General features: G+C 69.5%; 18 protein-coding genes. 5 read left to right on the top strand and 13 right to left on the bottom strand.

The genetic code is table 11. The features are described 5' to 3' along the window. Nucleotides 1-6: 6 nt before the first annotated feature. From ABCU91_RS05110 to ABCU91_RS05100, 3 genes are read right to left on the bottom strand one after another with little or no spacing between them, the layout of a single operon-like run. Nucleotides 7-2,862, bottom strand: coding sequence for an FtsX-like permease family protein (locus tag ABCU91_RS05110; RefSeq protein ID WP_413355035.1), 2,856 nt, complete (start codon nt 2,860-2,862; stop codon nt 7-9). Beyond that, entirely contained in the window at nt 2,859-3,578 is a 720-nt protein-coding gene (locus tag ABCU91_RS05105; RefSeq protein WP_413355034.1) for an ABC transporter ATP-binding protein, read from the bottom strand. The genes ABCU91_RS05110 and ABCU91_RS05105 overlap by 4 nt, the downstream gene beginning before the upstream one ends. Beyond that, nucleotides 3,575-4,192, bottom strand: a complete 618-nt coding sequence (locus tag ABCU91_RS05100; protein WP_091351671.1) for a PadR family transcriptional regulator — start codon at nt 4,190-4,192, stop codon at nt 3,575-3,577. The genes ABCU91_RS05105 and ABCU91_RS05100 overlap by 4 nt, the downstream gene beginning before the upstream one ends. Nucleotides 4,193-4,285: 93 nt before the next feature. Between ABCU91_RS05100 and ABCU91_RS05095 the strand changes: the two genes are divergently transcribed. Then, nucleotides 4,286-4,855: a DUF1992 domain-containing protein gene (locus tag ABCU91_RS05095; RefSeq protein ID WP_413355033.1), complete on the top strand. Its 570-nt coding sequence runs from the start codon at nt 4,286-4,288 to the stop codon at nt 4,853-4,855. A gap of 3 nt (nt 4,856-4,858) precedes the next feature. On the opposite strand, the gene ABCU91_RS05090 is transcribed toward ABCU91_RS05095, so the two are convergent. The 3 genes from ABCU91_RS05090 to ABCU91_RS05080 all read right to left on the bottom strand — a co-directional run bounded on the left by ABCU91_RS05090 (nt 4,859) and on the right by ABCU91_RS05080 (nt 8,111). After that, nucleotides 4,859-5,842, bottom strand: a complete 984-nt coding sequence (locus tag ABCU91_RS05090; protein ID WP_413355032.1) for a Gfo/Idh/MocA family protein — start codon at nt 5,840-5,842, stop codon at nt 4,859-4,861. A 125-nt stretch (nt 5,843-5,967) separates the two neighbouring features. Continuing rightward, nucleotides 5,968-7,125 (bottom strand): cystathionine gamma-synthase, encoded by a 1,158-nt coding sequence (locus ABCU91_RS05085; protein ID WP_413355031.1) that lies wholly within the window; start codon nt 7,123-7,125, stop codon nt 5,968-5,970. Further along, nucleotides 7,122-8,111 carry a pyridoxal-phosphate dependent enzyme gene (locus tag ABCU91_RS05080; RefSeq protein ID WP_413355030.1) on the bottom strand — a complete coding sequence of 330 codons (990 nt, stop codon included), beginning with the start codon at nt 8,109-8,111 and terminating at the stop codon, nt 7,122-7,124. Before ABCU91_RS05080 ends, ABCU91_RS05085 begins: the two co-directional genes overlap by 4 nt. A gap of 223 nt (nt 8,112-8,334) precedes the next feature. Between ABCU91_RS05080 and ABCU91_RS05075 the strand changes: the two genes are divergently transcribed. Further along, complete coding sequence (locus ABCU91_RS05075; RefSeq protein ID WP_413355029.1) at nt 8,335-8,880, top strand: flavin reductase family protein; 546 nt, start codon at nt 8,335-8,337, stop codon at nt 8,878-8,880. 19 nt (nt 8,881-8,899) lie between these two features. Here the strand turns inward: ABCU91_RS05075 and ABCU91_RS05070 are convergent, their stop codons facing one another. Next, entirely contained in the window at nt 8,900-9,406 is a 507-nt protein-coding gene (locus ABCU91_RS05070) for a MarR family winged helix-turn-helix transcriptional regulator (protein ID WP_406922678.1), read from the bottom strand. A gap of 33 nt (nt 9,407-9,439) precedes the next feature. Further along, nucleotides 9,440-9,664 (bottom strand): hypothetical protein, encoded by a 225-nt coding sequence (locus tag ABCU91_RS05065; RefSeq protein ID WP_091351664.1) that lies wholly within the window; start codon nt 9,662-9,664, stop codon nt 9,440-9,442. A gap of 110 nt (nt 9,665-9,774) precedes the next feature. On the opposite strand from ABCU91_RS05065, the gene ABCU91_RS05060 reads away from it, so the two are divergent. Next, nucleotides 9,775-9,930, top strand: coding sequence for a hypothetical protein (locus tag ABCU91_RS05060; protein WP_413355028.1), 156 nt, complete (start codon nt 9,775-9,777; stop codon nt 9,928-9,930). Nucleotides 9,931-9,965: 35 nt separating this feature from the next. Then, complete coding sequence (locus ABCU91_RS05055; protein WP_091351663.1) at nt 9,966-10,319, top strand: hypothetical protein; 354 nt, start codon at nt 9,966-9,968, stop codon at nt 10,317-10,319. A 189-nt stretch (nt 10,320-10,508) separates the two neighbouring features. Here ABCU91_RS05055 and ABCU91_RS05050 read toward each other — a convergent pair whose 3' ends face one another. Then, a complete protein-coding gene (locus tag ABCU91_RS05050; RefSeq protein WP_065571547.1) occupies nt 10,509-10,832 on the bottom strand; it encodes an ATP-dependent DNA ligase in 324 nt (107 codons plus the stop codon). 60 nt (nt 10,833-10,892) lie between these two features. Between ABCU91_RS05050 and ABCU91_RS05045 the strand changes: the two genes are divergently transcribed. After that, nucleotides 10,893-11,222, top strand: a complete 330-nt coding sequence (locus ABCU91_RS05045) for a hypothetical protein (protein WP_406922680.1) — start codon at nt 10,893-10,895, stop codon at nt 11,220-11,222. Nucleotides 11,223-11,279: 57 nt separating this feature from the next. Here the strand turns inward: ABCU91_RS05045 and ABCU91_RS05040 are convergent, their stop codons facing one another. The 4 genes from ABCU91_RS05040 to ABCU91_RS05025 form a co-directional block, all read right to left on the bottom strand. After that, complete coding sequence (locus ABCU91_RS05040) at nt 11,280-11,828, bottom strand: Dps family protein (protein WP_406922681.1); 549 nt, start codon at nt 11,826-11,828, stop codon at nt 11,280-11,282. A gap of 109 nt (nt 11,829-11,937) precedes the next feature. Then, the gene (locus tag ABCU91_RS05035) at nt 11,938-12,177 is read right to left on the bottom strand and encodes a hypothetical protein (protein ID WP_406922682.1); all 240 of its coding nucleotides are present in this window, start codon (nt 12,175-12,177) and stop codon (nt 11,938-11,940) included. Nucleotides 12,178-12,246: 69 nt separating this feature from the next. Continuing rightward, nucleotides 12,247-12,564, bottom strand: coding sequence for a hypothetical protein (locus tag ABCU91_RS05030; RefSeq protein ID WP_413355027.1), 318 nt, complete (start codon nt 12,562-12,564; stop codon nt 12,247-12,249). A gap of 103 nt (nt 12,565-12,667) precedes the next feature. Continuing rightward, the gene (locus ABCU91_RS05025) at nt 12,668-12,958 is read right to left on the bottom strand and encodes a hypothetical protein (RefSeq protein ID WP_406922684.1); all 291 of its coding nucleotides are present in this window, start codon (nt 12,956-12,958) and stop codon (nt 12,668-12,670) included. Nucleotides 12,959-13,025 lie beyond the last annotated feature (67 nt).

Here is a 13,025-nt window from a genome sequence, read left to right as displayed (position 1 = left end):
CCCGGCTCACGCGATCACGTTGCGTCGCGTGAGCTCCGGCTCCCGCGGCGGCACGAGCCAGTTGACTGCTGCGATCCCCAGCGGCAGCGCGGCGGCGAGAGCCCCCAGCAGCCACCACGGGATGTCGGCGAGGCTGAGCGGCTCGTACCCGGTCTGCGATTGCAGCCAGAACCCGACGGGCGGAAGAATGCCCGCCGCCGCCCCCGCGAACGTGCCGAACCCCGCTATCACGAGGCCCTGCCACAGTCCGATGCGACGACGGAGCCCCGGCGTTCCGCCGACCGCGGCGAGCGTCGCGTCGTCGGGGCGCCGTTCGAAGCGCGCGAGACCGAGGGCGACGGCGCTCGCGCCGAGGACGAGGACGGCAACGGCCGCAAGCAGGGGCACGAGCCAGACGGCAGGGCTCGAGGGGCCTGTCTCCCGCCAGAGTGAGACCTGATACTCGTCGGTGTCGAGACTCCCCGAGAGGGCATTCAGCCGGTCCTGAGAGTTCATGTCCGCTCCCTCGGGGAAGAGGGCGAGCACGCGGAGAGGCACGGCCGCGACCCCCCACTCCGCCGCCGTCGCGGGCGCGATGGCGGCGACGACGTTCTGGTGCGGTGCTGCAACGGTGATCGCCGGCGCCGTCCGCTCCCACCTCGGGTCGACCCCCGCTTCATCCGCCCAGACGTTGCTGGGAAGTGCGCCTTCGTAGGCATCGCGGGCGCTCCAGGCGCCGACCTCGACCTCCCCATCCGTGACGTAACGGCCTTCAGCAACGACAACGGCGCCAGCAGCGTAGGCGGCGAGCTCCTCCTCGCTGAGGGTAATCCCCATCGCGACCTCGAGATCGTCCGGGGCCACGACCGACAGGTTGTCGGTCGCATTACCGGAGTAGAAGAACTCTCGAGAAGCCTCCTCGTCCGTAGACACGAGAGACCGCTCCGGAGCGATGAGCATCACGTGCTCTTGGTCGACCGGGAAGTCGTCGGCGGACATGGCGAGGTAGACGGGTTGCTCCCCGCTCACGACACCGATCGCCGTCGCTCCCGAGGATGAGAAGAGCCGGTCGACGGCCTCCGCCGCGCCCTGCGCGTCCGCCGACCCCAGGAAGGGCTTTTCCATCGACGAGATGTCCGCGACGACGGTCCCGACGGGGGCGCTGTAGCCGTAGTTCCGCGCCGACTGCTCGGCCGACATCATCCCCATCGACACAGCGAACACGCCGACGAACACCGTGGCACCTATTGCGGCGAACGCCGGGACGGTCCGCGCGCCGTTGGCGACGGCATCCCGCGAGGCCAGCCGTGCAGCGAGCCCGACGCGGGAGAGCAGGCGTGAGGCGAGCCACAGCAGCCACCTACCTGACACGAGGATGCCGACCTGGGCGAGGATCGGCCCGCCGACGATTCCCACGATGGGGATCCATCGCAGCGGCGAGTCCCCCGGAATGGTGTCGCTGATCGTGATAGCGCCCGCAGCGACGCCCGAGACGATGGTGACCGCGATGCCGACGAGGATCAGCAGGGATCCCCACAGCGGTCGCGCGACCGTCACCTTCATCGGGCGACGCGCCCCCCGCAGCGCGGAGATCGTGTCGGATCTGCCTACCGTCCGCGCCGGCATCCACGCCGACGCCGAACCGACGAGGACGGCGAACACCAGCACCCCCACCAGGAGCAGCCAGGGCACGTGGAACCCCCAGAACGCCGTCGCTGATCCGTTGGCCAGGAGCGGCATGAGGATCGCCGAGCCACCCACACCCACCGCGAGGCCCGCACCGCCCGCGATGAGACCGAGGACCGCCCCCTGGAACAGCACGATGCGGCGCAGGTCGCGGGGCTCGGCACCGACGCTCGCCGCGATCGCGAGAGCGCGTTGCTGGCGGCGCGCGCTGACGGCGAAGGCCGCACCGGCGAGCATGACGACCATGTAGCCCGCCGCCAAGCCACCTCCGCCGATGCCCGCCGCGAGGGCGAGCTCGCGCTGCTGAGCGAGCTCTGCGGAGGTCGGGATGGAGTAGTCGTCGAACGGCTGATCGAACGGTGGCGGGTTCAGGACGAACTCTCGCGCGTAGACGCCGAAGCCGGCCGCGTTCAGCGCGCTCAGCAGATCCCTGTCGATGTCGGCATCCGGCAGGAACGAACGGATCGGGCTGTACCTGTCCGCGTCGAAGAAGGCGAGCACGGGATCGGCGTCACTCGCGGTGGCTTCGTCGAAGGTCCCCGTGACGGTGAACTGCTCGCCGTCCCTGAGCGACAAGGTCCCGCCGATGGTGAGTCCCGCACGCTCGAGCACGGCGGGGGTCACCAGGACCTCGCCGTCGCTCGTCGGTGCCCGCCCGTCGATCAGCGTGTACGCGCCCTCGAACCGCTCGTCCGTGACATCGCCCGCGACGGCACGGGCACGGGCGACGCCGTCGATTGTCTCGATGCGCTCTTCCCCGAACGACACCGGCACGGTCTCCGTGCCCGGAGCGAGCACGGGCGCCGGGTCGGCAGCCGGATCGGGTTCCGTTGACCCGTCGGACCCGCCCCACTGCGACTCGTTGCCGTACTCGTAAGGGTCTTCCGGGTCCTGCCAGAAGCCGGCATCGGCCGCCCAGAGCGGCTCGACCCACGCAGACATGCGCCCGAGTTCGACGTTCACCCGCTCCGCAGGGGTGGAGAACGTGCTCGACACCATCACGGCCACCCCCGCCATGCCGGCGATCGGCAGGGCGATGAGCGACATGATCAGCAGCGACGACACCCACGCGCGGCGCACCTGACGCCGCGCGATGCGCGCAGACACCCGCAGACGCGCCGTGCGCGACGGCTTCGGTCGTTCGGCGCGACGCCGCGCCCCGGCATCCGCTCGGGGCCGGTCCTGCACCGCGGTCATCGCGCGTCCGACAAGAGCGCGTCGGCGCCGCGGCGCTGGGACTCGTCGACGATGCGGCCGTCGCGGAGGAACACGATGCGGTCCGCCCAGGCGGCGTGGCGTGGTTCGTGTGTGACGAGGATGCCGGCGGCCCCCTGGTCGACGCGGTGCCGGATCATCTTCATGACCGCCTCACCGGTCACCGAGTCGAGCGCGCCCGTCGGTTCGTCGGCGAGGATCAGCCGGCGCCCGCCGACCACGGCGCGCGCGATCGCGACGCGCTGTTGCTGCCCGCCCGACAGGTCGTCTGGGTACGCGTCGAGCTTGTCCTCGAGACCGACCGAGGCGAGGGCATCCCGACCCGCACGGCGCGCCACCCGGGCTCGGAAGCCGTCGAGCTCCAGGGGCAGCGTCACGTTCTCGACGGCCGTGAGGGTCGGGATGAGATTGAAGTCCTGGAAGACGAATCCCAGGGAGCGCCGCCGGAGCTGCGCGAGATCGCGACGTGTCGCCGTCGAGAGGTAGGTCCCCTCGACGACGACTTCGCCGCTGGTGGGCTTCTGCAACCCGCCCGCGATCGACAGGAGCGTGGATTTGCCCGAACCGGACGCTCCCATGATCGCGACGAGCTCACCCTTGTCGACCGTCAGATCGACGCCCGACAGTGCTGAGACGCTCGTCTCGCCCTCGCCGTACTGCTGCGTGACCCCCACCAGCTGCAGAACGGCGGCGCTCATCCGACGACCGCCTCGGTGTTGCTCGCCTCGGATTTGGCGGGCCTCCCCCGTTTGGGAGTCTCTGTGGACAGCTCGAGCCCCATCGTACGATGCGGATGCCGCGCGAGCCGCTGCTCGGTGTGGTCGAGCCATCGTGCTTCGGCCTCGGCGGCGAAGATCATCGAGTCCACGACGAGTGACCAGGCGAGCTCTTCGGGGCCATCCGGGTTGGCCCCGGCGTATTTGGCCCGGTTGAGCTCCTGGAGTTGGCGCAGCGACGCGGAGCGCTGTCGCTGGATGACGGCGCCCAGGTCGACGCCCGGCAGGGTCGCGGCGACGGCGAGCTTGATGGCGAGCTCGTCGCGCGTTCCCTGGGCACGCTCGACGGGAGCGTCGAGCCAGGCCTGCACCTCAGCGGATCCGGCATCCGTGATCTGCCAGTACACGTGACCCTGCTCGTCGACGTCACCCTTCTCGACGAGGCCGTCGCGCTCGAGCCGGTCGAGCGTGTTGTAGATCTGACCCACGTTGAGGGGCCAGGTGGACCCGGTGCGGCGGTCGAACTCCGCGCGCAGCTGGTAGCCGTAGCAGGGACCCTGATCCAGGATCGCCAGCAGGCTCTGTCGTACCGACATCGGAACTCCTTGCTGCATACCGAGTATGTGTTTTCTGAGTATATGCATACCGGGCAACGCCGCCGCAACACCGTCTCGTCCTACGCTGGAGGAATGGTCGAACGAGCCGACGACGACCCCCGCCTGACCGCAGCGCGCTACCGCGTCGAGAAAGCGGCGCAGGACAACGGCGAGGAGCAACCCGCCGAACCCGAGCGCCACGCGGGCACCCCGACCGGCACGGAACGCGCGATGTACGTCGAGACCGCGATCCAGCAGGCGATCCGCCGCGGCGAGTTCGACGACCTGCCGGGAGCGGGCAAGCCCCTCGAGGGACTCGGCGGCTCGCACGACCCGGATTGGTGGATCAAGCGCAAGATCCAGACCGAGCAGCTCAGCGGACTCGGTCCGCCCGCCCTCCGCCTGCGCATCGAGCACGCCGAGTTCGAGGACCGCGTCGACGCCCTCCACCGCGAGGAGGACGTCCGCGAGTACACCGCCGACTTCTCGCGCCGCGTCGTCGAGGCGCGCCGGCAGCTGCAGGGCGGACCGCCCGTCGTCACCCCGACGCGCGACCCCGACGCCGAGGTCGCGGCGTGGCGGGAACGGCGCGCGGCGCGGGCCGCGGCATCCGATCCTCCCGCCGCACCCCAGACGAAGCGTCGGCGCTGGCGGCGGCGGTAGGGCTCAGCCGATCGCCGAGCGCCACTCGGCGAGCAGGCGCGCGATCGTACGGGTCTCATCCCACGGGACCTCCGGCGCCTCGGCGCGTCCCTCGCGGAGCGCGCGGATCGTCGCGTCCGCCTCGGCCGCCATCGGCTGCACCGTCGGCACCTCGATCTCCTCGCGCGTGCCGTCGGTCCGGATGAGGGTCGCCGCCTCGGTGCTGTCGGTGCGGCTCCCCCACACATTCGGGATCTCGATGGTCGCGTCGCGCCCGACGATGCGCGTCAGACGCGGCAGGTCGTGCACGATCGCCGTGCGGATGTTCGCCGACGCACCGCCCAGATCGACGGATGCCGCCGCGCTCACGTCTACGCCGGTCTCGCCGATCGTGCCCGCCGCCGCCTGCACCGTCAGCCCCGCGAGGTCGCGTCCTGTCCAGGCCGCGACTCCGACGACGAGCGACAGCGGGTAGCAGCCGACGTCGAGGATCGCCCCTCCCGCCGTCGCGGGGTCGAACAGCCGCCCCGTCTGGGAGCCGGCGGCGAAGCCGAGCGACGACTCGATCTCGACGAGGTCGCCGAGCGCGCCGCCGCCGACGATCTCCCGCAGCCGGTCGGCGAACGGGCCGAAGCGGTACTTGAACGCCTCGACGAGAGGGAGTCCCGCCTCGTGCGCGGCGCGGACTGCGGCATCCGTCTCCTCCGGCGAGACGCCGAGCGGCTTCTCGCAGAGGACGGCCTTGCCGGCGGCGAGCGCCCGGTGGACGAGCTCGGTGTGCGTCGTGTGGACCGTGCCGATGTAGACCGCGTCGATGTCGTCGCGGTCGAGGATCTCGTCGTAGGTGCCGACGACGGCAGCCCCGTGGGCCGCGGCGAACTCCTCCGCCCGCGCGACGTCGCGCGCACCGACCGCGTGGAGGCGTCCGAGCTCCGAGTCGGGGAGCGCGTGGGCGAAGTCGCCGCTGATCGCTCCGGCACCGAGGATGGCCCAACGTGCGTGTGTCATCCGGCCACGCTATCGCCCGCGCCGCGGACCGAATGCAGGTTCAGCAGCGCTTCGGATGCCGGATGGGACCCGATGGCACCGTTCTCCCTGCACTCGGCACGCGCAGCGCCGTGGCGCCGCGGCCGTCAGGCCTCGAGCGCCTGCGCGATGTCGGCGAGCAGGTCGTCGATGTCCTCGATGCCGACCGACAACCGAACGACCTCGACCGGCACGGCCGCCTCGGTGCCGCGCACCGAGGCGTGCGTCATCGCGTCGGGGTAGTTCACGAGCGACTCGACGCCGCCGAGCGACTCGGCCAGCGTGAACAGCCGCAGCGACTCGGCGAAGCGACGCGCCGCCTCGCCCGACTCGAGGGCGAGCGACACGATTCCGCCGAAGCCCGACATCTGGCGTGCGGCGAGCTCGTGCCCGGGGTGCGAGGCGAGGCCCGGGTAGTAGACCTGCGCGACCCGGTCGTGTCCTTCGAGGAAGGATGCCACGGCCAGACCGTTCTCGCTGTGGCGCTGCATGCGCACCGCGAGCGTCTTGATGCCGCGCGTCGTGAGCCATGCGTCGAGCGGGCCCGACACGGCACCGACGGCGAACTGGAGGAAGCCGATCTTCTCGGCGAGCGCGTCGTCGTTCAGCACGAGGGCGCCACCGACCACGTCGGAGTGGCCGCCGAGGTACTTCGTGGTCGAGTGCACGACGACGTCGGCCCCGAACGAGAGGGGGCGCTGCAGCGCGGGCGTCGCGAAGGTGTTGTCGACGACGACGAGCGCGCCGGCGGAGTGGCCGACCTCGGCGAGGCCGTCGATGTCGGTGATGCGCAGCAGCGGGTTGGACGGCGTCTCGACCCAGAGGATGCGCGGCGTCTTCTCGGCGACCGCGGAGCGGACGGCGTCGAGGTCGCTCATGTCGACGACGCGGAGCGTCACGCCCCAGTCGCTGAGGACCCGCGAGATCAGGCGGAAGGTGCCGCCGTACACGTCGTTCCCGAGAAGCACCTCGTCCCCCGGACGCAGCACGGCGCGCAGCAGGGCGTCCTCGGCCGCGAGGCCAGAGGCGAACGACAGAGCGTGCGCGCCGCCTTCGATCGCCGCGAGCTGGGTCTGCAGCGCCGTGCGGGTCGGGTTGCCGCTGCGGCCGTACTCGTACCCGCCGCGAAGGCCGCCGATGCCGTCCTGGGCGTAGGTCGTCGAGAAGTGGACGGGGGGAATGACGGCGCCGGTGGCCTCGTCGGGCTCTTGACCTGCGTGGACGGCGAGGCTCGCGAAGCCGCGAGCGGAGGACTGTGCACTCATGCGAGGCTCCCGGTGGTCTCGGATTCGGTGGCGACGGAGAAGCCGTGGTCGGTCATCCAGTCGTCGTCGTAGATCTTGCTGAGGTAGCCGCGACCGTGGTCGGGCAGGATCACGACCAGGACGGCATCGGCGGGCAGGTCGCGGGCGACGCGCAGGGCCGCCACGACCGCCATGCCCGAGGATCCGCCGACGAGCAGTCCCTCCTCGCGTGCCAACCGACGCGTCATCGCGAACGCCTCGGCGTCTCCCACCCGCTCGTACGCGTCGACGACCGTCGGGTCGAAGGTCGCGGGCATGAAGTCCTCGCCGACGCCCTCGACGAGATAGCCGTGGACGTCGCCGCCCGAGTAGATCGACCCCTCCGGGTCGGCTCCCACGACGGTGACCTGTCCGGACGAGGCCTCTTTGAGGAACCGTCCCGTGCCGCTGATGGTGCCGCCCGTACCGACGCCGGCGACGAAGTGGGTCACCGTGCCGTCGGTGTCGCGCCAGATCTCGGGGCCGGTCGTCTCGTAGTGACCGCGCGGCCCATTGTGGTTGGCGAACTGATTGGGCTTGAACGCACCGGGAATGGATGCCGCGAGTCGATCCGACACGCTGTAGTAGGAGTCGGGGTGCTCGGGCGGCACGCTCGTGGCCGTCATGACGACCTCGGCGCCGTATGCCTTGAGCACGGCGACCTTCTCGCCGGCGAACTTGTCGGGGACGACGAAGATCATCCGGTAGCCGCGCTGCTGAGCGATGAGGGCGAGGCCGACGCCGGTGTTGCCGCTCGTCGGCTCGACGATCGTGCCACCGGGCTTGAGGTGGCCGTCGCGCTCCGCAGCATCGATGATGTTCCGCGCGATGCGGTCCTTCGCGGAGCTGCCGGGGTTGAAGTACTCGACCTTCGCGAGCACCGTGGCGGCGATGCCTTCGGTGACCGCATTCAAGCGGACGAGCGGGGTGTTGCCGACGAGATCGGCGATGGAGCTGGCGTAACGCACGTAGTTCTTCCTGACGGGATGCCGCACTCGCAGAGGTGCGGTCGCTGTGTGGGGTCGCGGATGTCGCCGGGGAACCGGCGGTCAGCGACGACAACAGCGAAGAGTCAGCACCCGACCAGAATAGCGGACGCCCGGCATCCGCGGCGGTCGTCATCTGCCGCAACAGAAGGAAAGGTTCGGACACATGACCCTCGCCGCCGCTGCGCGAACGTAGGTTCGTCGTATGACTTCCCCCGCACACGCCGCGCCGGATGACCGGGCCGTCTCCGGGTTCTCGGAGTCGCTGTCCCCCGACGAGTTCAAAGCCGTGTTCCGCGGCCACCCGGGTGGCGTCGCGGTCATCACCGCCGACGCTGGGGACGGTCCCGTCGCACTCACCGCGACGTCGGTGTCGTCCATCAGTGCCGACCCGCCCCTTCTCATCTTCTCGGTGTCCGCCCAGTCGTCTGCCGCGCCCGTCCTGGCCGCAGCCGAGACCGTCGTCGTCCATCTCCTCGACATGGACGACCTCCGGGTCGCCGAGGTGGGCGCCACGAGCGGGATCGACCGCTTCGCCGAGCTCCCCTGGTCACGCCTCGTGACGGGCGAGCCGGTGTACAACGGGGTCCGCGCATGGGTGCGGTGCGCCGTCATCGATCGGATGGATGCCGGCGGTTCCACCGTCATCGCTGCACACGCCGTCCAGGCGAACATCTCGCGCGAGTCGTCGGCGCCGCTCGTCTACCACAACCGGACGTGGCACCGACTAGGACCTGACACCGCCATCTGAGCAGGCGTCACCGCAGGCCTCAGGACCGGCGGGCGAGCTCCTCTAGGGCTGCGGCGATCCGGCGGATCGTCTCTGCGGTGGTCGCCGCGTCCTTCTCGTCGAGGCTGTCGATCACGGATACGACCGCCGCGTGGTGGGCGCCGTACACCTCGTCGACGAGATCGTTCGCGGATTCGGTCGGCAGAAGATAGTGAGCGCGGCGGTCGGTGGGGTGCTGCTCGCGCAGGACGTAACCCTTACCGACGAGACGCTCGATCACGTTGGTCACCGTCGCGCTCGAGGTGCCGAGCATCACGATGAGGTCTTTCGGGCTGATCTCACGCTCTTCGCGGCGGGCCTGCACCAGGTAACGGAGTGCGGTCAGATCGATGCCACCGAGACCGGAGATGCGCTGCGAACGATCCGCCTGCACCTGTTCGGCGTGACGGAGCTCGAGGATCGCACTGCTCAGTTGCCGGCCTGCCTCGGATCGAGGCTCAGCGGCGTAGAGGTGGGTGTGCTCGTGCCGAACGATGGACTGAGGCATGTCAACTCCTCGGCTCGTGAAGATTCTTCGACATCATCCGACTGCCGCCCGAGCCTCGGCCGCATCCGGATACGTTCCCACGAGACGCCTGGCGTGATCTCGGGCGATCCAACCGGAGCGGCTCTTCTCTACGGTTCCTACGAACCGTCCATGGGTGTTGCCGACCCAGAAGCCCTTCTCCACTTCGTGCCACGTCGCGGTCTCCTCACTGACGTCCACGGAGCTGAACAAGTCGAGCACCTCCATCGGCTTCACCACCTTACATGTCTAAGTCTGTGACAGTTCGTGTCCTTGTTGAAATCAATGATAGACATGACTTGTGAAATCTACTAGATGTATTGTTTAGCTAGTAATTCAGGAACGGATCGATGACACCCACACCCGCACACCCCATCCCAGCGCCCTTCGCGGCGATCGGCGTCGCCCTCATCGCCGAGCCGCGCACGGATCTGCGGGCGCGCATCCTCGATGCGCTCACGCGACAGCGCCCGCACCGCACGACGGCACGGGCCGTCGGCCACTGACCCCCACTCACCCGCACCCACACCAGGAGAACGTCATGGGAAGCCTCTACTACGGGAACGTCGAATCCCCCATCGTCATGCCCGACCGCATCCTCGCCCACCTCGCTGCCATCGCGACGACCAAGCTGCGCCGGAGTGAGAGCTTCGTCGTCTCCTGGAAGGGAACCGGCGAGGACGGCGAGGGCCGCACCACGCTGTGGTTCCAGCCCGCGATCCCGCTGCGCTTCGTATACGAGCAGTCGGCAGCGATCGCTCTGAACCCGGCGACGCTGCGCGAGATGGCCGATCAGGCGACCTCCAACGGCGGACTCGTCCTCGACGCCGATCTCGACATCCCCGAGATCTCCGCCGCACGACCCGAGTCCCGCCGTCCGGTCGCAGCGGCATGAGCCACCCCGACCTCATCGACGAGGCCGACGCCTACGAGGACGCGCTCGCCGCGGACTTCACCGAGCGATTCGGTACTCCGCCGCTGCTGGTGTGAACCCCGCCTCGGCCCACGACTCGTGCCGCCCCATCCACCGCCCCCCACGGTGTCGATGGGGCGGCATGTTCTTTCTGCGAGTGGATGCCGGGCCTCAGGCGCCGGCGTCCGCCTCTCCCGCGTCCGCGGGCTCCGGAACCAGGTGGAGGCCGGCGGGCGAGTTCGCGGCGTACATGAGGGCCTCCGACCACGCGCGGTTGATGCGCGACTGCCGGCTGCCGTAGTACTTGAAAACAAGCGATGCGTGCGGGTGGAGCCACACCGAGGTGCGGCCTTCGCCGATGCTCTTGTCGTCGCGCCACGTGAAGTGGAACGACTCTCCGCGACGGAGCTTGTTGCCGATCACCTGCTGCAGATGCGCCAGCGTGCGGTCTTCGAAGTCCACCTTGATGGAATCCTCATAGATGAACTTGCCCACAGCGGCTCCTCGTCTTGTCATCTCGGGCTCGAGACGACGCCCTCCCATTATGGTGTCCCCATGGGCTTGATCTACTACGGCGGCTCGGCGATGCCCATCCGCATCGACGACCGAGCGCTCGCTCATCTGAAGGTCGTGATCGCGACCAAGCTTCGCCGTGCGGAGAGTTTCACGGTCTCCTGGTCGCACCCGGACGACTCACCGGCCGGGCGCACCACCATCTGGCTGCACCCCGCGATCCCACTCCGGTTCGTCTTCGACGAGGCAGAACCCCCGACGCTCGACCGCGAATGGATAGAGGAACTCGCGGCATCCGCCAGCTCTTCCGGGGGCATCCAGCTCACCGCGCGCATGTTCGAGGACGACGCGAAGCGCACGACAGCGGAATGACGGCGGTGACGGCCTCAGCCGTCACCGCCGTTCAGTCGCTGGCGCGCTGCCCCGGGGTCACCGGGGGGTGCGGTTCTCCGCGCTGATCATCCATGCGAACTGCTCGAGGCTCTCGAGGATGCTGTGCAGGATGTCCGCGCTCGTGGGGTCCTCGTCGTCGACCTCGTCGTGAACCTCGCGGCACGTGCCGATGACGGCCTCGAGGCGTTCGGTGACCAAATCGATGACCTCAGCGGTCAGCACTTCGCCGTGGGGGAACTCGGGCAGCGTGGTCGTCTCGGCGACCGTGTCGCTGCGACCGTCGGGCACGGCGTGGAGCGCCCGCATCCGCTCGGCGACCGTGTCGCTGAACTCGCGCGCCGCGTCGATGATCTCGTCGAGCTGGAGATGCGTGTCGCGGAAGTTCTTGCCGACGACGTTCCAGTGGGCCTGCTTGCCCTGGATCGCCAGTTCGAGGAGGTCGACGAGGACCGCCTGCAGGTTGTCGCTCAGCTTCTTCGAGGCGGTGAAGCCGCGCTCGGCGTTCTGCTCGTCGGTCAGCTGCGCTCCCGACTTGGCGGGGCGGCGCTTGTTGCGGGTGGCGGGCTTCGTCTGCGTGGTCGTCATGGGACACACCCTTCTGTCGCGGAACGTGGTGGTTCCACGCTAGATCGGCGGCACGGGGGTCGTCAGCGGGTTGCGCGACCCCTGCACCGGTGATAATTCGGAGTCTGAATCAGGCCTGGACGCGGGCGACGGCGGCGGCCATCTCGTCGTCGGAGAGGTCGATCCCCGCGTCCTTCAACCGCTGCGCGAGCACGCTCGCGCCATCGAGCCCGTCCTGGCCGGCGAGGTCCGCGCGCGTCTGGACCACGATGCCGTCGAGCTTCTGCGTGGCATCCGCGGGATTCTGCGACATGGCGGGCTCGGACTGGACCGCTTCGCCGGGACGACCGGCATCCTGTGGATCACTCATGACGCCAGTGTGCGCGCAGGCGCGCGCAGCGGTCATCCCCTTGACCGGTGCCGGAGGGGTGGATATGCCTCAGTGGAGGCGAGGCCGGTCGGGATGGATGGTCGGACCGTTCCACAGCGGCGCGACGCCCTCGTGCTCCGTGTCCTCGAACGCAGCGACGTGTCCCTGTACGGGGGTCTCGCGAGGTTCCGGCACGGGGATGACGGCGATGGGCACACCAGGGGTGATGAACAGGTACGCCGGGCTGGCGCTTCCTTCACCGTCGTTGACGGCGAGCCAGTGCTGGCCATCGCGAGCGCCGTCCTGGATCTCGCGATGCACGTCCTCGAGGGTCCGGTCGCCGACGCTGTACCACTGGCCGCCGTAGGAGATGTCGATGCGGGTCATCGCGTCCTTTCGACTTCCGTCGGATTTCCGGCATCCAGCTTCCGGCCTCTCCGGCCGCGTGTCACCTTCTTGACAGGCCACGGGGCTCGGGCTTAGGGCTGCCTCACAAGGCCGCGAGGGGCGGCCGATGAGCGATCGGCTTCGGCTTACGGCGCCGCGAGGCACAGGCGGCGAGGTGTTGGGCGGCGCCGACCAGCAACTCGTCCATCCCACGGAACCACGCGGTTCCGGCACCGCCGTGGACCCATGTGACGTCGTAGCCGCCGCGCTCGGATTCTTCGACGTAGGCGAGCACGCTCGCGGCGTCGGAACGGGCGACGCGCGTGTCGCAGAGTCGCCAGGTCGTGGGAGACAGCGACTCCAACGTCAAGTGTGGGACGGGGTCCGCGCTCATGATGCACCTCCGAGGTGACGCGAGCAGCGATCGACGATGACCACTGCAGGGCGGGGCGTGTATGACC

The organism is Microbacterium phoenicis (genome assembly GCF_047302325.1).
Lineage (GTDB): Bacteria > Actinomycetota > Actinomycetes > Actinomycetales > Microbacteriaceae > Microbacterium.
The sequence above is the reverse complement of the archived record's forward strand: the minus strand, read 5'-3'. Positions and strand labels throughout refer to the sequence as shown.

Bases quoted from the DNA above. Each gene is read 5' to 3' on its own strand.
- ABCU91_RS05095 (WP_413355033.1), top strand. From the start codon at position 4,286: ATGGTCGAACGAGCCGACGACGACCCCCGCCTGACCGCAGCGCGCTAC.
- ABCU91_RS05105 (WP_413355034.1), bottom strand. From the start codon at position 3,578: ATGAGCGCCGCCGTTCTGCAGCTGGTGGGGGTCACGCAGCAGTACGGC.
- ABCU91_RS05035 (WP_406922682.1), bottom strand. From the start codon at position 12,177: ATGAGTGATCCACAGGATGCCGGTCGTCCCGGCGAAGCGGTCCAGTCC.
- ABCU91_RS05060 (WP_413355028.1), top strand. From the start codon at position 9,775: ATGACACCCACACCCGCACACCCCATCCCAGCGCCCTTCGCGGCGATC.
- ABCU91_RS05055 (WP_091351663.1), top strand. From the start codon at position 9,966: ATGGGAAGCCTCTACTACGGGAACGTCGAATCCCCCATCGTCATGCCC.
- ABCU91_RS05075 (WP_413355029.1), top strand. From the start codon at position 8,335: ATGACTTCCCCCGCACACGCCGCGCCGGATGACCGGGCCGTCTCCGGG.
- ABCU91_RS05070 (WP_406922678.1), bottom strand. From the start codon at position 9,406: ATGCCTCAGTCCATCGTTCGGCACGAGCACACCCACCTCTACGCCGCT.
- ABCU91_RS05045 (WP_406922680.1), top strand. From the start codon at position 10,893: ATGGGCTTGATCTACTACGGCGGCTCGGCGATGCCCATCCGCATCGAC.
- ABCU91_RS05090 (WP_413355032.1), bottom strand. From the start codon at position 5,842: ATGACACACGCACGTTGGGCCATCCTCGGTGCCGGAGCGATCAGCGGC.
- ABCU91_RS05085 (WP_413355031.1), bottom strand. From the start codon at position 7,125: ATGAGTGCACAGTCCTCCGCTCGCGGCTTCGCGAGCCTCGCCGTCCAC.
- ABCU91_RS05030 (WP_413355027.1), bottom strand. From the start codon at position 12,564: ATGACCCGCATCGACATCTCCTACGGCGGCCAGTGGTACAGCGTCGGC.
- ABCU91_RS05025 (WP_406922684.1), bottom strand. From the start codon at position 12,958: ATGAGCGCGGACCCCGTCCCACACTTGACGTTGGAGTCGCTGTCTCCC.
- ABCU91_RS05100 (WP_091351671.1), bottom strand. From the start codon at position 4,192: ATGTCGGTACGACAGAGCCTGCTGGCGATCCTGGATCAGGGTCCCTGC.
- ABCU91_RS05040 (WP_406922681.1), bottom strand. From the start codon at position 11,828: ATGACGACCACGCAGACGAAGCCCGCCACCCGCAACAAGCGCCGCCCC.
- ABCU91_RS05110 (WP_413355035.1), bottom strand. From the start codon at position 2,862: ATGACCGCGGTGCAGGACCGGCCCCGAGCGGATGCCGGGGCGCGGCGT.